This window comes from Moraxella haemolytica (assembly GCF_030177935.1).
Classification (GTDB): domain Bacteria; phylum Pseudomonadota; class Gammaproteobacteria; order Pseudomonadales; family Moraxellaceae; genus Moraxella; species Moraxella haemolytica.
The window spans coordinates 916208-939695 of the sequence record NZ_CP089974.1 but is presented as its reverse complement, the minus strand read 5'-3'; the positions used below and the strand labels follow the sequence as shown (position 1 = coordinate 939695).

The 23488-nt window shown below is 42.3% G+C and carries 20 protein-coding genes; 7 read left to right on the top strand and 13 right to left on the bottom strand.

The window, feature by feature from the left end; translation table 11 throughout:
- Positions 1-13: 13 nt before the first annotated feature.
- The gene (locus tag LU276_RS04415) at positions 14-1477 is read left to right on the top strand and encodes a M16 family metallopeptidase (RefSeq protein WP_284674429.1); all 1464 of its coding nucleotides are present in this window, start codon (positions 14-16) and stop codon (positions 1475-1477) included.
- Between the two features lie 151 nt (positions 1478-1628).
- Here the strand turns inward: LU276_RS04415 and LU276_RS04410 are convergent, their stop codons facing one another.
- The gene (locus LU276_RS04410; RefSeq protein ID WP_284674428.1) at positions 1629-2951 is read right to left on the bottom strand and encodes a Na+/H+ antiporter family protein; all 1323 of its coding nucleotides are present in this window, start codon (positions 2949-2951) and stop codon (positions 1629-1631) included.
- A gap of 271 nt (positions 2952-3222) precedes the next feature.
- Between LU276_RS04410 and lon the strand changes: the two genes are divergently transcribed.
- The 4 genes from lon (at position 3223) to mnmC1 (ending at position 8790) form a co-directional block, all read left to right on the top strand.
- Positions 3223-5646: an endopeptidase La gene (lon, locus tag LU276_RS04405; protein ID WP_284674427.1), complete on the top strand. Its 2424-nt coding sequence runs from the start codon at positions 3223-3225 to the stop codon at positions 5644-5646.
- Between the two features lie 89 nt (positions 5647-5735).
- Positions 5736-6362 carry an inner membrane-spanning protein YciB gene (locus tag LU276_RS04400; RefSeq protein WP_284674426.1) on the top strand — a complete coding sequence of 209 codons (627 nt, stop codon included), beginning with the start codon at positions 5736-5738 and terminating at the stop codon, positions 6360-6362.
- A gap of 203 nt (positions 6363-6565) precedes the next feature.
- Positions 6566-6862 (top strand): YciI family protein, encoded by a 297-nt coding sequence (locus LU276_RS04395; RefSeq protein WP_284674425.1) that lies wholly within the window; start codon positions 6566-6568, stop codon positions 6860-6862.
- Positions 6863-6879: 17 nt separating this feature from the next.
- Positions 6880-8790 carry an FAD-dependent 5-carboxymethylaminomethyl-2-thiouridine(34) oxidoreductase MnmC1 gene (gene mnmC1 / locus LU276_RS04390; protein ID WP_284674424.1) on the top strand — a complete coding sequence of 637 codons (1911 nt, stop codon included), beginning with the start codon at positions 6880-6882 and terminating at the stop codon, positions 8788-8790.
- Positions 8791-8875: 85 nt separating this feature from the next.
- Here mnmC1 and sodA read toward each other — a convergent pair whose 3' ends face one another.
- From sodA to LU276_RS04355, 7 genes are all read right to left on the bottom strand, one after another.
- Complete coding sequence (gene sodA / locus LU276_RS04385) at positions 8876-9487, bottom strand: superoxide dismutase [Mn] (RefSeq protein WP_284674423.1); 612 nt, start codon at positions 9485-9487, stop codon at positions 8876-8878.
- Between the two features lie 164 nt (positions 9488-9651).
- On the bottom strand, positions 9652-10278 hold the full coding sequence (gene hfq, locus LU276_RS04380; RefSeq protein ID WP_284674422.1) for an RNA chaperone Hfq: 627 nt from the start codon (positions 10276-10278) through the stop codon (positions 9652-9654).
- Positions 10279-10338: 60 nt separating this feature from the next.
- Complete coding sequence (gene miaA, locus LU276_RS04375; RefSeq protein ID WP_284674421.1) at positions 10339-11409, bottom strand: tRNA (adenosine(37)-N6)-dimethylallyltransferase MiaA; 1071 nt, start codon at positions 11407-11409, stop codon at positions 10339-10341.
- Between the two features lie 22 nt (positions 11410-11431).
- The gene (gene tsaE / locus LU276_RS04370; RefSeq protein ID WP_284674420.1) at positions 11432-11860 is read right to left on the bottom strand and encodes a tRNA (adenosine(37)-N6)-threonylcarbamoyltransferase complex ATPase subunit type 1 TsaE; all 429 of its coding nucleotides are present in this window, start codon (positions 11858-11860) and stop codon (positions 11432-11434) included.
- Positions 11860-12456, bottom strand: a complete 597-nt coding sequence (locus LU276_RS04365; RefSeq protein ID WP_284674419.1) for a 6-pyruvoyl trahydropterin synthase family protein — start codon at positions 12454-12456, stop codon at positions 11860-11862. Before LU276_RS04365 ends, tsaE begins: the two co-directional genes overlap by 1 nt.
- Positions 12457-12541: 85 nt before the next feature.
- Positions 12542-13780: a saccharopine dehydrogenase family protein gene (locus LU276_RS04360; protein WP_284674418.1), complete on the bottom strand. Its 1239-nt coding sequence runs from the start codon at positions 13778-13780 to the stop codon at positions 12542-12544.
- A 134-nt stretch (positions 13781-13914) separates the two neighbouring features.
- The gene (locus LU276_RS04355) at positions 13915-15093 is read right to left on the bottom strand and encodes a carboxynorspermidine decarboxylase (protein ID WP_373627345.1); all 1179 of its coding nucleotides are present in this window, start codon (positions 15091-15093) and stop codon (positions 13915-13917) included.
- Positions 15094-15292: 199 nt separating this feature from the next.
- On the opposite strand from LU276_RS04355, the gene LU276_RS04350 reads away from it, so the two are divergent.
- Positions 15293-16669: a DUF3482 domain-containing protein gene (locus LU276_RS04350; protein ID WP_284674416.1), complete on the top strand. Its 1377-nt coding sequence runs from the start codon at positions 15293-15295 to the stop codon at positions 16667-16669.
- 25 nt (positions 16670-16694) lie between these two features.
- Here the strand turns inward: LU276_RS04350 and LU276_RS04345 are convergent, their stop codons facing one another.
- The 4 genes from LU276_RS04345 to LU276_RS04330 all read right to left on the bottom strand — a co-directional run bounded on the left by LU276_RS04345 (position 16695) and on the right by LU276_RS04330 (position 21532).
- Positions 16695-17981, bottom strand: a complete 1287-nt coding sequence (locus tag LU276_RS04345; RefSeq protein ID WP_284674415.1) for an ABC1 kinase family protein — start codon at positions 17979-17981, stop codon at positions 16695-16697.
- Positions 17982-18010: 29 nt separating this feature from the next.
- On the bottom strand, positions 18011-18790 hold the full coding sequence (locus LU276_RS04340; protein WP_284674581.1) for a HesA/MoeB/ThiF family protein: 780 nt from the start codon (positions 18788-18790) through the stop codon (positions 18011-18013).
- A 61-nt stretch (positions 18791-18851) separates the two neighbouring features.
- The gene (prmC, locus tag LU276_RS04335) at positions 18852-19685 is read right to left on the bottom strand and encodes a peptide chain release factor N(5)-glutamine methyltransferase (RefSeq protein ID WP_284674414.1); all 834 of its coding nucleotides are present in this window, start codon (positions 19683-19685) and stop codon (positions 18852-18854) included.
- A gap of 17 nt (positions 19686-19702) precedes the next feature.
- Entirely contained in the window at positions 19703-21532 is a 1830-nt protein-coding gene (locus LU276_RS04330; RefSeq protein ID WP_284674413.1) for an AmpG family muropeptide MFS transporter, read from the bottom strand.
- 250 nt (positions 21533-21782) lie between these two features.
- On the opposite strand from LU276_RS04330, the gene LU276_RS04325 reads away from it, so the two are divergent.
- A complete protein-coding gene (locus LU276_RS04325) occupies positions 21783-22724 on the top strand; it encodes a LysR substrate-binding domain-containing protein (RefSeq protein WP_284674412.1) in 942 nt (313 codons plus the stop codon).
- A 105-nt stretch (positions 22725-22829) separates the two neighbouring features.
- Here the strand turns inward: LU276_RS04325 and LU276_RS04320 are convergent, their stop codons facing one another.
- On the bottom strand, positions 22830-23408 hold the full coding sequence (locus tag LU276_RS04320; protein ID WP_284674411.1) for an FxsA family protein: 579 nt from the start codon (positions 23406-23408) through the stop codon (positions 22830-22832).
- Positions 23409-23488: the final 80 nt, after the last annotated feature.

Here is a 23488-nt window from a genome sequence, read left to right as displayed (position 1 = left end):
CCAGGAATACATCATGACTCAACGACTATCCTCCCTTTGGCTATCGCTACTCATTAGCATCATGGGTACAGCTCATGCCAACGAACACCAAAATGCCGAACGCATTGACTTTAGCAAGCCACTACCCGTACTTGATAGCCTAAAACAAGTACAAGAAAAACAATTCACCCTGCCTAAGTTTGAGCGATTTACTACTGATGGTGGCATACCTGTTATTTTTACACAGCTTGATGGATTGCCAATGGTTGATATCAGCGTTGATTTTCAGGCAGGTTCAGCATTTGATAGGCAGGTGCGTACCGATGCTTTAGGCGTAGCAAACATGACCGCCAATCTGTTGACCAAAGGGGCAGGAGAACTTGACGAAGAAGCATTTTTATTGGCAAAAGACAGGCTTGGTATTCACCTAAATGCAGGTGCTACCAAAGACACCTTAGGAATCTCTTTGCGTAGCTTAAATCAAAATAAGACTTTATATGATGCACTCAGTTTATTACAAAAAATGCTCAGTCAGCCAAACTTTGATGCCTCCACTCTTGAGCGTGAAAAATCTGAGCTCATCAGCAGTCTAAAACAACACGAACAAAACCCAAGCTATCTTGCCGCTCGTGCATATCAGCAGGCACTATACCAAGACCATCCGTATGCCACACTCACCACAGGCGATATCCAGACAGTAAAGACATTGTCAGTTAATGACATCAGAAATTTTAGAGATAAATTTTTGGTTGCTCAAAATGCCGTCATCACCATCACAGGCAATCTTAGCCAAGCGGAAGCAAAAAATATCGCCAATCAAATCGGTGCATCTTTGCCAAGTGGTCAAAAAGCACCAATGCTACCCTCACCCACCAAAGCAACTGCCAAACACATTCATGTGCCACATGACAGCACACAGACAAGCATCATCATGGGGCATTTGGCACCAAAAGTGGCTCGAACACAAGCAGACTTCTTGCAAAAGACACATTTTTCATTGGCAAATACTGCATTAGCAGGCGGTAGCTTTAATGCACGCCTCATGGATGAGATACGAGAAAAGCGAGGCTATACCTATGGCATCTATGGGCGAAATGTCGCCATGAATGTTGCTGGTCATTATCAAATCAGCTTCTCAACCAACGCCAGTCAGGCAAAAGATGCCATCAAAGCAACTCGAGCGGTGATTGATGATGCCATCACGAATGGTATTTTATCGGACGAGCTTAACTTGGTTGCCAATCAGCATACCTACCAACACCCCATGAGTTTTGCCAGTAATGCTAGCATACACGCCCTAGCTACCACAATGAACATACATGGTTTGCCTGATATTTATGCCAATGGCGAGATTGACCGAATCAAGCAGGCAAGCCTAGATGATGTCAATCAAGCCCTAAGGCAGACCATTCACCCTGATGACTTTATCATCGTAACAGTCGGTCAAGACAAGCCAGACCTATCCGATGTCTTAAAAACAAATCTCAATAATCAATAGACACCCTTAGCCATCACTTTGATGATAAAAATCAATCAAACAATAAAAAGACAGGCCATCCCTGTCTTTTTATTGTTTGATATTTATAGCCACAGATAACAAAATCATTAAATGATGCTTTTGTTATCATGACAATATAACTGCAAATAAACTACAAAACCATCGCCGCTATCCAACCAAAGATAATAAGTGGGATATTGTAGTGAATGAAAGTTGGGATAACCGTATCTTTGATGTGGTCATGTTGCCCATCAATATTAAGACCCATGGTTGGACCAAGCGTAGAATCAGAAGCAGGTGAACCAGCATCGCCCAGTACCCCTGCCGTCGCAATGAGTGCAACAGTTGCAGGCATACTAAATCCCAATGCCAAGCATAGTGGTACATAAATAGCTGCCAAAATAGGCACAGTAGAAAATGAAGAGCCAATACCCAGTGTTACCACAAGTCCAATAAGAAGCATGACCAAAGCAGCAAAACCTTTGTGATCTCCAAAAACTTCCATCGCCCCTGTAACCAGTACATCAATTTGCCCTGTTGCTTTCATTACCTCAGCAAAGCCTTGAGCACTAATCATGATAAATCCAATCATTGCCATCATTTTGATGCCATCATTAAACACACCATCTGCCTCATGCCATCTGACCACACCAGATGCCATGAAGACTGCAAAACCTGCAATCGAACCGATGAGCAAAGAATCTGTATATAAATGGGTCATGAATGCAATGATGATGGCAACCAAAGCAATGACGGCACGGTAGCGACTTGATTTATTATGTGTTTTTGGGGCATCGTTTGCACTCTGTGGCTGTATGTCCTGATACACTCTTGGCTTGCGATAACTGACAAAAATCGCCGTCAAAAGACCCAGTAGCATACCCAACGCAGGAATTGCCATAATCTGCATGATGGATGCACCTGTCGTATCCATGCCTGCGTCGCTGACATTTTTTAAGATGATTTGATTTAAAAAAATATCGCCAAAACCGTAAGGAATGAACATATAAGTATTTACCAAACCAAAGGTAATAATACAAGCAACAAGCCGTCTGTCTGTCTGCAAGCGATTTAATAACAATAGCAAAGGTGGTACAATCAACAGAATGAATGCAATGTGAATAGGAATTAAATTTTGACTAAATATCGCCATCACAAAAATGATGGCAAATAGCATCCACTTGACAGCTTGGCTTGCACCTGCATTATTTAAATGAGAAATCATACCATCTGCTAGCAACTTGGGTGCACCCGAGTGAGCAATCGCCATTGCAAATGCCCCCAAAATGGCATAAGATAAGGCAATCTGTGCTCCATTTTTCAAGCCCTCTTGAAAAGCATTTAAAGTGTCGGCAATCGGCAAGCCCGCCAAAAGACCGCCAATCATTGCTCCAATAATTAAACTCAATACGACATGAACTCGAGCTAAAGACAGCCCAACCATCACGACAATAGCGACTAATACTGCATTCATGATTATTTTCTTAAGTTAAAAAAAGATTGCACAATTATAACTCATTTTATACAAAATTTTAACCAAAACGAACAATCAATCATGTACAACTACTTTTTTTGTCAATAGACAGCAAAACTTAACCAAATAAGACAATCTTAAACCCAATAAAACCGCCTTTAGCAAGTTGTCTGACAAGTTTTTTTAGAAAAAAATGGGTTCTGCTTGCATTTTTGTCATATTGCCACCATAAATAGCCCACACAATAATATAAACAAAAAAGGAGAACTTCATGACTGATGAAGCCCTAGATTTTTCAGTTGAATCAAATAGCCTGCCCCTGCTTGCTGTTCGTGATGTCGTGGTCTATCCACATATGCAGATTGCCCTTTTTGTGGGGCGTGAACAGTCCATTCATGCCATCAAGACCGCCCAAGAGGATTTTGGCGACAACATTTTGGTTGTCTCCCAAAAAGATTCCTTAAGTGAAGACATCGATACTAACAACCTGCACAAGCACGGCACTGTCTGTCGCATCATCAGCACCATGCCACATGATAATGATGACGGCTGCCTAAAGGTACTTATTGAAGGTTTGTATCGTGCCCAGATTGATGAAATTGATGAGGCATTGATGGCTACTTTTCATGAAGCCTTGATTGACAATCCCCTGTCCGATGATGAACACGAGGCACATCATGCAGTCTTGCTTGAGCTTTTTAGTGATTATGCTGAGGCATCGTTACGCAACGCTCGTGAGATTATCCGAGTAGCCAGTCGCATTGACAATCTGCTTGAGCTGATTTATTTCATCGCCACTCGAGTATCCATGAAGCTAGAAGCCAAACAAAGCATTCTAGAAGACGACGACATGATGTCGTACTATGTGGCCTTGACTGAATTTTTTACCAACAATAAAGCCGAACGCACACTAGAAAACGAACTGCAAGACACAGTGCGTAAGCAAATGGAAAACAACCAGCGTGAGTATTTTTTAAATGAAAAAATGAAAGCAATTAAGTCAGAACTGTCCGATTTAAATGACGGTGCTGATGACGAAGATGGAGAGCTTGAAAAACGCCTAAAAGAAGCTGATTTGCCCGATGATGTTCGCAAAAAAGCCGAAACCGAATTTAAAAAACTAAAACAAATGCCTTCAAGCTCATCTGAGGCAAGCGTTGTGCGTGGCTATGTTGAATGGATACTAGATACCCCATGGAACAAGGCAAGCAAGGTCTCTATTAATCTAAATAAAGCCAAAGAAATTCTAGATAAAGACCACTATGGGCTAGATGATGTTAAAGATCGCATTTTAGAATACCTAGCGGTGCAGTCTCGTGTCAAAAAATTGCGTGGTCCTATCCTATGCCTTGTGGGTCCTCCTGGTGTGGGTAAGACATCTTTGGGCGAGAGCATTGCTCGCTCTACAGGTCGCAAGTTTGTGCGTATGGCATTAGGTGGCGTGCGTGATGAAGCTGAAATTCGTGGGCATAGACGCACCTATATTGGAGCGATGCCAGGAAAAATCGTGCAATCTTTAGCAAAAGTAGAAGTTAAAAATCCGCTATTTTTGCTTGATGAGATTGACAAAATGGCTCAAGATTATCGTGGCGACCCTGCGTCCGCCCTACTAGAAGTGCTTGACCCATCACAAAATAACAGCTTTAATGATCATTATCTTGACCTAGATTTGGATTTGTCAGAAGTGATGTTCATCTGCACTGCCAACAGCATGAATATACCTCCAGCCTTACTTGACCGCATGGAAGTGATTCGTCTGCCAGGCTACACCGAAGACGAAAAAATGAACATCGCCCAAAATTATCTAACACCAAAAGCTCTAGAACAAAATGGGCTTGGCAAAGATGAGCTTGATATTACTAATGATGCCGTTCTTAGCATTATCCGTTACTATACTCGTGAAGCAGGCGTGCGTAATTTGGAGCGTGAAATCAATAAAATTAGCCGTAAAGCGGTGCGTTCACAGGTGGAAACTTATGGCATCAAACCCAAAAAAGGCACAAAAATTGAGTCATTGTCTGTAACGGACGATAACATTGCTGACTATTTGGGCGTTAAGCCTTTTGACTTTGGCTTGGCAGAAAAAGAGCCAGAAGTTGGACGAATTACAGGGCTTGCGTGGACATCTGTGGGCGGTGAACTACTGACGATTGAAACCGCCACCATGCAGGGCAAAGGCGAACTTGTCTTTACAGGGTCGCTTGGCGATGTCATGAAGGAATCTATCCGAGCTGCCATGAGTGTTGTGCGTGCAGGTGGCGAACGCTTTGGCATCAGTTATGAAAAATTCAAAGACACTGATATTCATGTGCATATGCCAGAAGGAGCGACGCCTAAAGACGGACCTTCTGCAGGTATCGCTCTCACCACTGCCTTAGTATCCGCCTTTACAGGCATTGCCATTCGTGCGGATATCGCCATGACAGGTGAGGTTACATTGCGTGGCAAAGTGCTAAAAATTGGCGGACTAAAGGAAAAACTACTTGCTGCTCATCGTGGTGGCATCAAACATGTACTAATCCCTAAGTCTAATGAGCCAGACCTTGCCGACATTCCTGATAATGTCAAAGAAAGCTTAACCATTCAAGCGGTTGAGACGATTGACGAAGTGCTAAAAGTCGCTTTGGTCGCCCCACTCATGCCCTTAAAACCAGCACTAACCGTTAAAGCAGAAGAACAGGCTTTACGCAGCTAAAGCCATCAAAAATAAAGCCCAAAGTAAAATTTGGGTTTTATTTTTATGGTTTTTCATTTAAACTATATCTTTTTTTATTGAATGTACTCATGAAATCTTTGCTTGATTTTTTACCGCTGATTATTTTTTATGTGCTTTACAAAAATACCGATAAAGCAGATGCCAACCACCCCCTACTTGCCATCTTTGGGATAAGTGGTGGCGTGGATAATAATCACATTCTGGTTGGGACATTAGGCTTGGTGCTGGCAACGGCATTGATATATGGCTATTTATTCATCAATCAAAAATTTCGCCTAGAAAAACAGCAATGGTTCGTACTGGTCATGACAGTGGTTTTTGGTGGACTAACACTTGCTTTGAGTGATGACTACTACATTCGATTAAAAGCAGTGCTGATTAACCTAGCTTTTGCCATTGGTCTTGCCATTTCACCGTTATTTAATAAAAATAGACAACCCATTATCAAAAAACTTTTTGCTCCAATTTTGGATCTAACAGCACAAGGATGGATAAAATTAAACTTGGCATGGGCAGGATTATTTACTTTGATGGCGACACTACATGCCTTTTTTGCCTTTGTATTTATGGACGGTGAGTATTGGGGTGAGTTTACTGCCTTTGGCGACATCATCGTGATGATGAGTTTTATGGCGGGTATGTTTGTGATATTACGAAAGCATTTTATATTGGACAAGAATCAACCAAAAAAGTAATGTTTTTAATAACCAAAAACTCATTAAAAACAACTCACACTCAATAACTTCCGCCCAACATTAATCACCACACCTTAAAGTGATACATTGTTATGAGATTTATTGCCAGTTGCTTTGGGTTTTGGTGGGTATTTTTGGATACCTAACAATCAAATTGGCAGTCTTTTTATTGGTCTACTTTTTAATTCATACTGGGAATTTTTATGCCTTTATTTGTCATTATCGGTCATGATGTAGCGGACAGTGCCGCCAAGCGTAGCGAAATTCGCCCTGCCCATCTTGAACGCCTAAACACCCTAGATGCTCAAAATCGCCTTGTCATCGCAGGGCCAACACCCATCAATCATGGAGAGCCTGCCATGAGTGGCAGTATCATCATCGCCCATTTTGATGATATTGAACAAGCACGAGCATGGGCAAATGATGAACCATATTTGCATGGCGGTGTATATAGCCATGTGGATATTAAGCCATTTATCCAAGCCTTACCAAAAATCTAATCTAATTCACGGTCATCATGAACCAAATAAATAATGCCGTGATTGAATGGCGACTTGATCATCTTGGCAATACTGTACCGACATCACAAAAGTTTGATGATGTCTATTTTTCGCACGCAGGCGGTCTCGATGAGAGTCATTATGTGTTTATTGAAGGCAACGACTTGCCCCATCGATTGACACAGCTTAATGACAACCATATCTTTGTTGTTGCTGAGACAGGTTTTGGTACAGGGCTGAATTTTTTAGCCCTGTGCAAACTGTGGCGAACTCTCAAGCACCAAGGCAGGCTGGCAAAAAAAGCACGCCTACATTTCATCAGCACCGAAAAATTTCCCCTAAGCTACGCCGACTTACAAAAGGCACTTAGTAGTTGGTTGCATGATGACATCATTGCAGTATTTGTTAGCCGTTTGCTTGATTGCTATCCTGTGCCACTTGCAGGGTGTCATCGCATGAATATCGCCAATGACATCATGTTGGATTTATGGTTGGGCGAAGCATTGGACAGCTTCCATGCCATATACCGCTGTCAAAAGACATTACACCCCAATACATCAAAAGTTGATGCTTGGTTCTTAGATGGCTTTGCTCCTAGTAAAAACAGTGATTTATGGTCTGATGAGCTGTTTGGGCTTATCCGCAAGCTCTCTTCTCCCAATGCCACCATCGCTACCTTTACAGCAGCAGGATTTGTCCGCCGTGGTCTGAGTGCAGTAGGTTTTGATGTACAAAAAAAGCAAGGATTTGGGCGAAAACGAGAGATGATTACAGGAAAATTGCATTGCAATGATAAAGTAATGACAACATTCCCTAAGCACATTGCTATTATCGGTGCAGGCATTGCAGGACTGTGTTCTGCATGGGCTTTGAGCAAACGAGGCATTAAAGTTAGCTTGTATGATAAAATCTCCCCTATATCAGGTGCATCTGGTAATCCTAGAGCGTTATTCGCCCCCAAGCTATCTTTAATTGAGCAAGCCAATCATCATCTATCCACCATTTCTTTTTTGTATGCGGTGCGTTTTTATCAAAGCTTAAATACCAAAGACGGCATTTATGAACCATTGGGCGTGGTGGATTTTTTACTACCCACCCAAAAAAGCGTTGACAAACTACAAGCACTCATCAACCCCTATCCGCATGACTTGATTCATCAAATAGACGCCATCTATCCTAATCAAAAAATTCATACATTCATACCAAAAGCAGGTCTTATCAATCCTGCCAAACTTGCCCAAGCGGTGCTATCAGAGCCACTTATTTCTTGGCAACAAGCAGATATTAAGCACATCAGTTGCGATGAAAAACAGGTGGTGCTACACGGTAATGATCAGACATTTTTAGCGGACGAAGTAGTCATTTCAGCAGGCTTTGAAAGCCATTTGCTGCATGAGCAGTTATTCAACCCCCGAAAAATCCGTGGTCAGATATCATGGCTGTCTGTAAATACGGATACATTCGCCAAACTACCCAAAAACCCCATCAAATACGATGGCTATTGTGCCAAATTCACCGATGATGGCGACAACTGTTTTTTGATGGGAGCCAGTTTTGTTCGCAATGAAACGCATACTGCCATCATGCCAGATGAACATAAATTTAACATTGATAAACTCACTCAAAGCCTACCTAATATTGCAAGCACACTAGGCATAGGAAATAATGCCATCACACAGCAACTACAAGGTCGTGCCAGTATTAGAGCCCAAACACCTGATTACCACCCCATTATTGGCAAAGTTTCTGATCGCATCTATGCCATGTACGGCATGGGATCAAAGGGCTTTACCTTTTCACCACTATGTGGCGAGATTATTGCCGGCATGGTGTGCGATGAGATTTTACCCGCTTGCGACCATCTCATCAAAAAAATCAGTCCACAACGCACTCGCCTACTAACGCCACTTACCGACAACTCTGCTTGACTTTATTTACAGTCATGTATCAACAAAAAAACAGCCATAAATAGCTGTTTTTTTGTTGTCATTACGACCATCAAAGGCGTGATGATTAGGCATCAAAGCGTTTTTGAGCTTCGTCCCAGTTTACCACATCCCAAAACGCCTTAATGTAGTCTGGGCGTTTGTTTTGGTATTTTAGGTAGTAGGCATGTTCCCAGACATCAAGACCAATGATCGGAGTACCTTCACAACCTGCCACTGCCTTGCCCATCAATGGGCTGTCTTGATTGGCGGTAGAGACCACTGCCAATTTATCGCCCTGCTTTACTAGCCATGCCCAACCAGAACCAAAGCGAGTTTGTGCAGCTTTTTCAAATTGCTCTTTAAAAGCATCAACAGAACCAAAATCACGCTCGATGGCTTCTTTAAGTGAACCTTTTAGCTCTGTGCCAGTTTTTAAGATGGTCCAAAATAAGCTGTGATTGGCATGACCGCCAGCATTATTGCGAACAGCTGTTTGCTTCTCGGCAGGGATTTTATCTAGATTAGCAATCACTTCTTCAGCTGACCTATCTGCCCACTCAGTGCCTTCAAGTGCTGCGTTTGCATTGTTTACATAGGCTTGATGGTGCTTGCTGTGGTGAATCTCCATGGTCTCTTTGTCAAAATGTGGCTCTAGGGCTTCATACGCATAGCCAAGTTCTGGTAATGTAAATGCCATAATATATTTTCCTTTGTTAGATAAAAGTGAGAGAACGGCGTTTTACCGCTCTTTTTAAATAAGGGTTTGAGAGTATAAAATCAAGTAAATCTTGATAATCTTTCATTCATTTAAGTAAAATTAAGCCATAGAACAAATGCCAACGACAAAATTACCATCAATGATCAGTTATCAAAACCTTCGTCATTATTGTGGCCAAATTTAGCATCAAAGCCTCTTTCATCAAAGCCTTTAGCACTAAAACCCTTGTCATCAAAACCGCCACGCTCAATGCTACGACTTTGCTTTTTTTCAAAGTTTTTGCCATCAAAGCCACGCTCATCAAAGGCAGCACGGTCAAAGCCTGCATTCATGCCATTACCCTGTGGGTAGCCACCACGCTCAAATCCACGAGAGCCGAAGTTATCCAATGGTGGCGTGCGTGTAAATCCTCCTACAGGACGAGTACCAAAACCTGTTTGGCGTTCAAAGCCTGTACTCGCATTGCCTGATGCCACGCTAGTTTGATAGCTACTTGATGACATCACACCGATAGAGGCGTTTGGATAGCCTGACTGAGGACCTGATGGCACAACGCTATCTGTACGAGGGTTACGGGTTGGAACAATGGTTGAGATGGCGTGCTTATAAACCATTTGACTGACCGTGTTTTTTAAGAGAACGACATATTGGTCAAATGATTCGATTTGTCCTTGTAATTTAATACCATTAACCAAAAAAATAGAGACAGGAATGCGGTCTTTACGAAGTGCATTCAAAAATGGGTCTTGCAAACTTTGCCCTTTTGACATAGAAATTCTCCAAAATAACAGAAACTCATGCAAAAAATATCCGCCCAAACAGGCTTAATATTATAATAACTGATTTTGTACTTCTTGTATGCTAAAAAACGGTACAATCAAAGATGAAGTACCCTCAAGACGAGCAAGGCTACGCTGCCAAGTAGATTGGCGTTTCGCTAACTGTCTTGTTGCATATAATGCCTTATTTTTCATGTCTTGACAAGCCATTTGTAGGGGATTTACAGGCTGTTTTTGTGTTTTTTTAACAAAATCATGCCATTGTGCCTGCATGAGTGATGAAAATCCCATCCAGTACTCATTGGTCTGCATGACCTCATGCCCTGATATCGCCAAAAAGTCAATCACCTGCCGATAGCCGACACATCGCATGGACGGCATATCAGCAGTCAAGTCGGGGTATTTTTTAAGTAGCGAGACAACTTCATCAACAAGCCCCATCTCCCACATGATATCCAATCGCTTGGCAATACGGTCGTGTAGCCACATTCTGTCAGGCTCCACTGAACAGGTAATCCAATGCTGCTTAGGATTGTGGCAAAGAGCGACTTTTGGGGTCTGCTGCCACACACTCATCGGCACACCTGTTTGTAAATACACCTCTACCGCTCTGGTAATACGCTGAGTATCGGTAACTTTAAGCCGTTGGCAGATTTTTGGGTCGTGTGTTTGTAAATACTCGTATAGCTCACCAACACCTTTATCATCAAGCCATGCCATCACCATTTTTCGTGTGGCAATATCAGTATCAGGAACGGCAGACAATCCGTCCAAAAGTGCCATGTAATACATCATCGTACCACCAACGAGTAGCGGTATTCTGCCCTGTTGGTGAATTTGAGTAATCAGCATCTCTACATCCGCTACAAAACTTGCCACATTGTAAGTCTTGGTGGGTTTGATGATGTTGACCAAATGATGTGGAAAGCAGGCTAACTCCCCATCAGATGGCTTTGCCGTACCTATGTTCATGTCCTGATAAATCAAAGCACTATCAACCGAGATAAGCTCAAATCTCCCTGTCTCATACAGCCGACAAGCCAAGTTCGTCTTGCCACTGGCAGTGGGTGCGATGAGCGATAACACAGTGTTATCAGGCAAATTTTTATAATTTAAAGTCATGGCAAATCAGTTAAGCAAGGCATTAAATAGATAAGTCCACACCAACAATCTCAACCAATCGAGCATCATGGGCTTGTCTTGTGATTTTTAGCTGTATGTCAGGCTTTGGTAAAAGACTTTCGGCACGACTTGCCCACTCGATGATGACAAGCGAATCTTTCTCTTCAAAATACTCAAAAAACCCAATAAAATCAAGCTCTTCTGGGTCATTTAGACGATAAAGATCGGCATGATAGACAGGTTTTTGATTGATGCGATAGGATTCGACTAAAGTATAAGTTGGGCTTTTTACCGCACCAGTATGACCTAAAGCACGCAAAAGATAGCGAGTAAAGGTCGTCTTGCCCGCCCCTAAATCACCTGACAACCACAGACTACCCACAGGGTTCATTTTGGCTAAGGCAACCGCCAGACGCTCGGTATCCTTCTCATTTTCCAAAATAATTTTCATTAAACTTTAACCTGTCTTAAGGGTAGTGGATTGAAAAAACGCTCTTCTTGTTTTAGTTTTTCAAACATCTTAGGATCGCTCCACTCCGCCTGAACTTGCTCACTAAACTCAAAGTCATCAAGCGATAATGCACCCATGCGTAGATTGTCAATGTCTTCACGAAAGCACTGAGCATAGCCTGTGGCAGTTTCATGCACAATGACAGAATAAATACTGACATCTTGTTCATTGTTTTGCATGACAGTATTTTTTAACACTTTATCCGCCCAATAAAAAATCACACGACTAAACTGCTCTGCTGAGGGCGAAACAGGTAGAGATACCCAACGAGCCGATAGTTCTTTGCAGGCACGAATATAGCTTGGATCATCTTTATTCCAAAAAGTGATGGCATGGTCAAAGCTATCAATAAGTTCTTTGATGTGAGATTTTAATAGACCAAAGTCATAGACCATTTGCCCATCATCAAAAGCCTGTGCCTCAAGAATAAGCTCAACTTGATAGCTATGCCCATGAATAGAACGACTGCAACGCTCAGAGGTGCAATTACGCACCACATGAGCATTTTCAAATTTAAAGAGTTTACGAATACGCATAATATTAAGATAAATCAAGTCTGTCGCTTCATTTTATCATAAAGTTGGACTGATGAAGTGGTTTTTTATGTTCATTCACCAACCTTCAAATATCAAATGACAACAAGCGATGACCGCTCTCATCTTGGATATGGGTCGGCAATCCCATATCATTTAGTAGGTTGATGAATGGGCGTGGATCAAGCTCTTCAACATTAACCATTTTATTTACTCTCCAGTCCCCTTTGGCAATCAGCACCGCCGCTGCGACTGCTGGCACGCCTGCGGTGTATGAGATTGCCTGACTACCAACTTCTTGATAACATTTAGCATGATCGGCGATATTATAAATAAATATTTCTTGCTTGACGCCGTCTTTTTTGCCACGCATTTTATTGCCAATGCAAGTATGCCCTGTATAGTCTTTGGCAAGCGAACTTGGGTCTGGTAACAACGCCTTGACAACTTTTAGTGGTACAATTTCCACCCCTTCTGCGGTCATGACTGGCTGTTCTGACAGTAGCCCAAGATTTTTTAGAACAGTAAATACATTGATATAATGATCGCCAAACCCCATCCAAAAACGAATATTAGGTACATCTAGATTCTTGTGTAGCGAATGAATCTCATCATGACCACACAGATAGCTACTACGCTCACCCACAACTGGCAAATCGTCCGTGCGTTTCACCTCAAACATCTGATTGGTCTGCCATTTACAGTTTTGCCAAGTATAAACCACGCCTGTAAACTCTCGAAAGTTGATTTCAGGGTCAAAATTGGTAGCAAAATATCTACCATGACTGCCTGCATTAATATCAATGATGTCAATGTCGGTGATCTGCCCTTCATCAAAATAATCCACACCAATGCGAGCATAAGCATTAACCACACCAGGGTCAAAACCCACACCCAAAATAGCAGTTATGCCCGCTCGCTCACACGCCGCCTTATGTCGCCATTCATAATTTTCATACCAAGGCGGTGTTTCACAAACCTTATTTGGCTCTTCATGAATGGCGGTATCTAGATAGCTTGCCCCTGTGGTGATACAGGCTTTGAGTACACTTTGATTAATAAAGGACGAACCAACATTGATGACAATACCTGCCTCAATACTACGGATAAAATCAGTTAACTCATCAACATTGAGAGCATTGATGGTATGAATTTGTAGGGAAATATGCTGTTTTTGTTGCACACTATCGCTGATGGCTTGGCACTTATTTACAGTGCGACTGGCAATATGAAGAGTGCCAAAATACTCACGATACTGAGCTACTTTATGAGCAACCACCTGAGCTACGCCACCTGCACCGATGATTAAAATATTGGGTTTATTCATATATTTTCTCCTAAATTCCCATCAATCACAAAAAAACCTTGAGCCAAACATACAAGTTAAATACACAAAATTGACAAATCACCAAGCATCCGTTTATAAAGTTTGCCCCACGCCATCACAACAAATCACTCATATCATGATAGACTATTTTTATAATCCTTATAATCAAAGCGTCGCTGCTGAATGATACTGCCATCTAATCGTCTAATGATGATGGCAGGCATACCCACGCCATTAAACCAATTCTTCTTAACCATCGTATAGGCAGCTGCATTCCCAAATGCGACTTTATCGCCCACTTGTAGTGGCGTATCAATGGCATATTCACCAAAAATATCTCCTGCTAAGCAAGTCTTACCATAGATAATGGTGTTATTTTGATGCTCGGATGCAGATAGATTTAGCGATTGACCATTGATGCTTGTTAGAGTGGTTGGCTGACCATAAATTAGTAAATCAAGCATATGGCTTTCGGTAGCAGCATCCACTACTGCCAGCTTTTTGCCATTTTCCATCACATCAAGCACTCGAGTTACCAGTTGTGCACCATTATGAACACACGCCTCGCCTGGCTCAAGATAAACCTGCACGCCATATTTTGTCGCAAAGTCTTTTAATCGCTGTGCCAACGCCTCAAGCGGATAATCTTTAGCAATAAAATGAATGCCGCCGCCCAAACTTACCCAATCAAGGCAAGATAACATCGCCCCAAACTTAATCTCAATATCATCTAAGCTCTGACTAAACGCTGCAAAGTCAGCATTCTCACAATTATAATGCAACATGACACCACTGATATCATCACACACCGCAAGCACCTTGCTTACATCATGCTCCCCCAATCGGCTAAACGGGCGAGCAGGGTCTGCCAACAAAAACGCAGAATTACTGGTATTAGGATTTAATCTAAGTCCTACAGGAATGCCCTTTTTGTAGGCTTTTTCTTTAAAGGCGTTAAGCTGATTGATAGAATTAAAGATAATCTTGTCAGCATGATTGAGCACCTCATCTATCTCATCGTGGGCATACGCCACACTATAAGCATGCGTCTCTCCACCAAACTCTTCATGCCCCAAACGAACTTCAAATAGCGATGATGATGTTGTGCCATGCAAATAAGGACGCATGACATCAAACACCCCCCAAGTAGCAAAGCACTTTAACGCAAGCAATGCCTTTGCTCCTGACAGTTGGCATAGTTTTTGAATGATGGCAAGATTGTCGGTAATTGCGTGTTCATCAATCAGATAGTATGGCGTAGGCAAATCGTTTAAATCAATCGCTTGGTTCATGGCTAATCTCTTTGTATTCATGACAAATAAGGCAAAATAAACCACCACATTTTAGCATAATTTCCCAAAAGCACAATTTTTTCAAACAGCTCATCAAGATTGCCCAAAACATCGCAATGAACACACCAATTTTTAAAAACTCACAAATTCCCCACCCATCAGCAATCCAAATAATGCTACAATAAAATTCAAATTCATTGATAATACCACCCATCATAGTATGAAAACACCCATCTTATCGGTCATCGGACACACCAATGTCGGCAAAACCTCGCTCATGCGTACACTACTTAGAGATGCTCAGTTTGGCGAAGTCAAGAATGAGTCTGCCACCACCAAGCATGTCGAAGCTGTGCATATTTTTGGTAAGCATAACAAGCTACTACTAACCCTACACGACACTCCTGGTTTAGAAGATGCCTCAGGGGTTATGGACTTTGTGCAGGCTTATACCAATGGGCGAGATGATGGCATTGAACGACTCTTGGCATTTTTATCGGCAACAGATGAGAGTGATGCTCGCCTAGGCGATGATTTTAGCCAAGAAGCCAAAGTCATTCGCAGTCTGATTCAAGCTGACATTGCCATCTATGTGATTGATGCGCGTGAGCCTGTACTACCAAAATATAAAGACGAACTTGCCATTTTGGCAATCAGTGGCACACCTGTACTGCCTGTGTTTAACTTTATTAAAGATAATGAAGACAATATGCAGCTATGGCGACTCATGCTGTCTCGGCGTGCCCTACATGTGGTCAATACCTTTGATACAGTGGCATTTGATTTTGATGGCGAGATGGCACTTTGGCAGAATTTAGCGACTTTAAGTGTTGAAAAGGACAGTCTAAACACCCTACAACAAGAACGCCAAGAATCTTGGCAAGACATGGCAGAAGAAGGCTCTCTTATCATTGCTGATTTTTTGGTAAATGTCGCAAGTTTTAGTAAGAAAATTGACGAAAGCCAAGACCCCACCCCCACCCTAAATGCCATGCAAAACGCTGTGCGTCAGTCTGAAGATATCATGCAAGAAAAACTTTTGCACCTATATCAGTTTTATAACACCGCTATTGATGAACACGATATTGAGATTCAAGGTCGTGAGCAGGACATATTTGATGGCGAACTATTAGCTCGCCATGGTATTCGCACCGCAGGTGGTAGCATTACAGGTATGGTGGTAGGTGCGGGTATCGATGTGGCAACTTTAGGGGCAAGTCTAGGGCTTGGTACAGCATTAGGTGGTATTATTGGTGGACTTTTGCCCAATACCAATGCCATTCGTGATAAGGCATTGGGCATACAGACCTTAACCATTGATGATGCAACCTTAACTCTACTTGCCACACGAGCCCAAAATCTACATCACGCCTTGCGTCATCGTGGTCATGCCAGTCTGCATGCGGTGGTAACGGACAATCCAAGTGGCAGCTTGCCATGGCAAAGTCATGGGCTACCAACCTCACTAAAAAAAGCTCGTGCTTATCCGCACTACTCTAGCTTAGATGGGTATTATGAAGATAATATTGGATTGCGCCAAGAGCTTAGCGATAAGCTAAGCATCACCCTACTAGAGCATTTATCAACGCTTGATTGATGGCATTGCAGTCAATAGTAGTTGGTCAGTTGGCACTGATGACTTTTAACCGTTCACCTTCAAACAGCTCCATTTCAGGTGCAAGCGTTACCATAAAGCGGTCAAAATACAACAGCTGCTTTAGTAGCAAGGCAAAATCTTGCGGAAAATGAATGCCATGTTTTTTGCCAATATCAGCCATCTCAAGCATCATGGTATTGAGTGCTTCTGGCTGATTATCCTGACCGACTTTGCCAAGCATTCTGTGCAAATCTTCACCCAGTTTAGTAACATCAACTTTTTGATGCGTCATGCCAATCTGTGCCATCGCCTGTGCCATGCCATGATAATCACTGGCTTGCAAGTTTTGTACCAAAGTAAAGCAAGCCTCCAAACTCTTTGGTTCAATTTGCCCAACTAAGCCAAAATCCAAAAAGGCAATCCTACCATCATCAAGCATCATTAAGTTTCCTGCGTGTAAATCCGCATGAAACTCCCCTGTCGTCATCAAGGATAAAAACCAAGTATCCAATACATCGCTCATCACCTTTTGGGCTTTTGTGGTATCTTTGGCAAGTCCAAGCGTCTCATCAACAAGCGATTTACCCACCAGTAAATCCATTGTCAAAACTCGCCTAGTGCTTAGATGATGATGTACAGTAGGAGCAGTTACTTTGGCATTGCCAGTACGAGATAAAAACGCCAAAAACCGCTCAATGTGGCGACTCTCAGCGATAAAATCTATCTCCATAAGCATTCTTTTGCGTATCTCGTCTAAAATTGGGGCGATATTGGCAGTACGCATGACTGGCATCATCTTTTCAATAACCCAAAAACCACCATGAAGCACAGTCAAATCGGTATGAATAATCGTACCTACTTTAGGTTTTTGCACCTTTAATGCCACCTGCCTGCCATCAGTAAGCACTGCACGATGCACTTGTGCAATGCTTGCCGATGCCAATGGATTGGGGTCTATATACTCAAATATTTCATCCAAATCACAAGTTGTCCCAAGCTCTTCACGCAAAATCGCCAAAATCTCAGTCAATGGAACAGGCGTGGTCTGATCAAGACAATCTTGAAAAGCCAGTACATATTCTCTAGGAAAAATTGATGGCGTACTGGCGATAAATTGACCAAGTTTGATGTAGGTTACGCCCATCTGCTCAAAGGCATCTTTTAGCAGATTTGCATCCATCTTTTCACCTTTGGCAACTCTCAGTGCTGACAGCCCTGCCACACTGGCTGTTTTTTGAATACGCCCAAGCACATTTAGCCCTGTGCTAGCAGACTGTTTGATGATGGCAAGCGGAGATGTTTTTATAGGCATAATGGCGTTGATTGTGTTGGTTAAAAAAATTATGATGATTTTTCAAGTTGTTTATTACAGATGGTGCAATGTTCATCTTGAGTGAAGCGTATTTTTTTTAGGCTAAATTCTCGACCATGCCACAGCACAAGTTGATGCTCAATGGGGTTATGATGCCTACCCAAAAAATCCAGTGCCACTTGCGATGCCATGGACGCAATGACAGATACCGTACTGCCAAGCACGCCAGAAGTCGCACAAGTCATCTCATCACCCTTATCTGTACCAAACAGACACTGATAACAGCCTGTTTTGTTGGTAAACAGTGCCAACTGACCCACCTCACCGATTGCCGAGCTGGACAGCAGTGGCACGCCATAAGTTTGGCAAGCTTGGTTAAGCAAATCACGAATGGCAAAATTATCGGTGCAGTCAATCACAAGGTTGGGCAATCTGCCAGCACACTCATCAAATACCCTACCAATATTGTCATTGGTTAGGCGAATGTCAGTTGAGACGATGCGTACCAATTCATTGTGTTTGGCAAGTTTTTGGTGGGCAACAGCAACTTTTGACCGCCCAACATCATCAGTGGTAAAGAGCGTCTGCCTTTGCAAGTTACTCTCATCAATCACATCAAAATCAACCAAATGCAAGCACCCCACCCCTGCTCGCACCAGAATCTGAGAGATGGGACACCCCAAACCACCCATGCCCACAATTAACACATGGCTTTTTTTTAGTTCAAGCTGAGCTGACAAATCCCAATCATCTAAAAGAATTTGCCGAGAATATCTCATGAGTTCAGCATCGCTTAAAACATCGATCATGTCTGATGATTGGCTTGTATTGCCATCTTGCTCATCTATCTCATTTTGATTCATCTGAACATCAACCACGCCATACTCCAACGGTCAATCTGTCGTTACCGCCATAATCACAAACAACAGCAACATCATGATAACCAGAATCCAAGAATAACTGGCGAGTAGCCAATGCTTGGTCATAGCCATGCTCTATCGCCAATAAGCCCCCACAAGTCAAAAATTCCCTTGCCTTTGTAACGATATGAGCGATATCCGCCATGCCTGCGTTATCCGAAACCAATGCAGTCATGGGTTCATGGGTGAGCCGCGCTAAATGCTCATCATCTTTGGCGATATAAGGCGGATTAGAAACAATCACATTAAAACTACCCGATACATCATCAAACCAATCTGAATGTACAAAGCGACAATTATTCGCCTCCAAGCGGTGAGCGTTATTTTGTGCAACCTTTAAAGCTGCCATTGACACATCACACGCCAACACCTGCCAAGTGGGCAATGCTTTAGCAAGTGTAATGGCAATACAGCCTGTACCTGTACCAAGATCCAACAGATTACCCGCCTTGCAAAAGGTTTGGTTACCTATCCATTCAAGCACCACTTCAACAAGCCTTTCTGTATCAGCCCTAGGTATTAAGGTGGATTCATCAACCCAAAATGAACGACCAAAAAATTCCTGATCGCCTGTCAAATATGCAAGTGGCACGCCCTGTGCCATCTTTGCCATGCCTGCTACAAACTTGGCTTGTTCATTAGGTTTTAGTATGTATTCTTCATGGCTAATCAACCAACTACTAGGGCAGTTAAGCACAAAACATAGCCAACCCTGCCACCAATGGCGTGGCAGACTGCCATGTCTATACATTTGCTTGATTTTATGAATACTAAGTGTTGTCATGACTGAGTTTATACCGTCTATGATTCATCTTTTAAGGTAAATTTTTCATCACCAAGTTTAATGTATTTACCCACCAGATATACCAAAAATAGCACAGGCACACCCAACAAGCAGGTAATCAAAAAGAAAGTTGGATAACTTGTTGCTTCCACAATACTCCCTGAATAACCACCCAAAATTTTTGGTGATAGGGTCATCAAAGACGAAAATAAAGCGTACTGCACTGCCGTAAAGCGAATGGAAGTGAGTACCGATAAGAACGCCACAAATACCGCACTCGCCAGACCACCTGCCAGATTATCAGCGATAACTGCAACATACAACATACCCGCTGTCGGCTCATAAAACAAAACGATGAACAGCAGATTGGTAACGGCAGCCAAGATAGCCCCAACCATCATGGCGGCGATGATTTTCATTCTTTGAGCAATAAATCCACCCAAAAAACCACCCAAAATACTCATGGTTAAGCCCACAAGTTTACTGGCATCTGCAATCTGCACTTTGGTATAGCCCATATCTTGATAAAAGATATTGGCAATATTGCCCGCAACAATGTCCGAGATGCGATACAAACCAATCAATGCCAAAATCAGTACTGCTTTTTTTCCATAAGTATCAAAAAACTCCAAAATAGGCTCAATCCAATTTTTAGCAGCAACTTCTTTAGGAACCAATTTAATCTTAATCAATACATGGGCAACGATGGCAGCCACCAAGACACTGATGATAAAACGCACACTCTCAAGCAAAAAACCCACCAAATTAGAATGCTTGACATCACCAATGATGACATCGCCAAAGATACGAAACGCAAAAATAAAACCGACCATACACACGACAAATAGCATCACCAGACGCAGGTTGTTTTTAGCATCTTGTTTATTGACCACCGCCTGATTTGTCAGTACCGACTTCATTTTTGGCTGATTAAATAACAAGAAAATCAAAGCAATCGGTGCAGGAATGAGCATGGCAATCCCATACATACTGGCAAAATTTGCCACCGCCTCAGAGATGACAAAAGGATGATTCTCCACTTGCAAGATACGCTCACAAATTTGGTTTAATAGATACCAAAGACCGTACAACCCCATCGGAACAAGAGCCACAAGTGCATACCAGCCCATAATTTTATCATTGAGTTTTTGTTTAATGGGCGTTAATATTTGGGTGTGCGGCTCATTGGCACTCAAAGTTGTTAGAACACCTACACCCATCACCAATGCCATAACAAAATAGGTCTGCTTCCATGCAATGTACTGATACATCTCTTCTGTTGAGCCAAAATAAGTCGCCAAATACAAAGCCCCTGCCCCAGAGATGATCAGTCCCAAACGATAGCCAAAGACATACAACGCCGAAAATGCTGTTTGCATGGACTTAGGCACCACCTCAATACGATACGCATCAATAACGATGTCCTGCGAAGCTGATGAAAAGGCAAGTAGTACCGCAAATAGTGCCATCATTTCAAGTGAAGTGATGCTATCAGCATTTGGACTGGTTAATGCCATTAGACAAACCGCCAGAATAATCATAAGCTGTGCAACTAAAAGCCAACTGCGACGCTTGCCCAAATAGCGGTGCAAAAACGGAATGGATAAGCTATCCACTAAAGGTGCCCACAAGAATTTGAATGAGTACGCCAAACCTGCCCAAGCGAACATCGTTACTTTACTTTTATCAATCTGTGCTTCTACAAGCCACATACTCAGCGTTGAAAACACCAAAAAATAAGGCAATCCTGCCGAAAACCCAAGCATCAGCATAATTAAGGCATTTTTTGTCAGATAAGTCTGTTTAAACACCAACCAAGGCGAAGAGTGTTGCATTGTATCAGCCATAAGCAATCCAAGGAGATTCAATCAAATAAGAGTTTGTAAATGTGTGCATATTAGAACAAAATCATGATTTTTGCAAAGTGTATTCACACCAAATCCACCAATTTAGGCATAAAATCAGACGATTTTTTGAATTTTATGCAATTTTGGAATATACTTTTACTTTCTTAGCGGTTTATTTTCCATACCAAATTTTTATAATAACAATTTTTAAGCCACGCCACAGCTTTGTGAGCATACTTGGATTATTCTTATGGCAATTGACATCGTCATCAATCAGCGTCATTTACAAATTCAGCTTAAGCAACTTGAAACCGTTTGGCACACCATCGTCAATGGCTATAATTTAAGTCAGGCAGCCGAACTATTACACACCAGTCAATCAAGCCTGTCCAAACAAATCGCCGCCCTAGAAAATCAGCTAAAAGCCGATGTATTCACCAGACAAGGTAAACGCTTGACAGGACTCACCCCCATCGGTAAGGCACTTTTGCCACACATTGAAGCAATTTTTGCTGAAATACGCACCATTGAGAATATAAGCCTTGATTTTAATAATGCAGCAGCAGGTACTTTGACGGTCGCCACTACGCACACCCAAGCTCGCTATGTGTTGCCAAAAATCGTCAAGGCATTTCGAGATAAATTCCCCAAAGTCAATCTGGTATTACAGCAAGCCGACCCAGAAACCATTGCCCAAATGGTGATTCGTGGTCAAGCAGATATTGGCATCGCCACCGAATCACTACTGAATAATGACATACTGCGTTGCCATCGCTATTATGACTGGTCGCATGTCGTCATCGCGCCAAAAGACCACGAGCTTGCTACCCTATCAGGCATAGAAAATGGCGTGGACTTACCAACTTTGGCAAGCTATCCGATTGTTACCTATCATGGTGGCTTTACAGGGCGTAATTTTATTGACAAGGTTTTTGCCCAAGAAGGTCTAGTACCTGAGATTGTACTAGCAGCTCTAGACTCTGATGTCATCAGCACCTATGTTTCATCAGGTTTAGGCATTGGTATCATTGCAGAGATGGCATATGAACCCAAACATTATCCTGATTTGGTTGCCATTCCCATCACGCATTTTGGGCGATTTACCAGTTGGATTGCAGTGCGTGATGATAGCGAGATTCGTAAGTTTGGGCATGAATTCATTAAACTTTGCCAAGCTCAATTTTCAAACTGATTGGCATAAACTTGATTAACATAAACAATGTGTAATAAACAATTTAGCATAAATAAATCCGCCCAAAAGGACGGATTTATCATGGTTGTGATTCATCAGTAAGTGTCATTCATCATTAGCAGAGCCAATTTTTTTTATGTTTTTTTGCACACTTTTGGCCTCGCCATCAACGGTCGTACCACCAAACCCACCCTTCTTAAAGCCACCACCTTGACCAAAAGGATTGTTCGGATTAACACCGCCCATACCAAATGGATTTTGACCACCCATTTGCTTGGACATCATTTGCATGATTTTATCTTGGTTTTTTAAAGCATAGTTCTTGGCGGCACCCGTCAGCTTTCTTTGTACTGCAGGCATCAATAAAATTACCGCACCAACATCGCTCAATAAACCTGGCAATAAGAATAAGATACCTGCAACACCCTTAGCAACCGAACTGGCAATCTTAGATTCAGCAGGCTGATTGGCAGGATTGGGAATAACGCCGTTTTGCATCTGCTTTACTTGCTGTGCCATTGGATTAAGAGTGCTGGCAGCTTTTTTTATAAGCATCAGACCGATGAAAATCGCTACAATAAACCAAAAGAACACCCACCAACCACTGATGAACTGTGCCACAAGATACCAAAGCAACATCTCAATAATAAACCAAACCAAAGCAATGCCAACGACTGCACCCATACTCATTCCTTACACAAAATTTTAAAAAAATGCCAAAAATAGGCTATACTATAGACAATTTGGGCAACTGGCAAATTTTT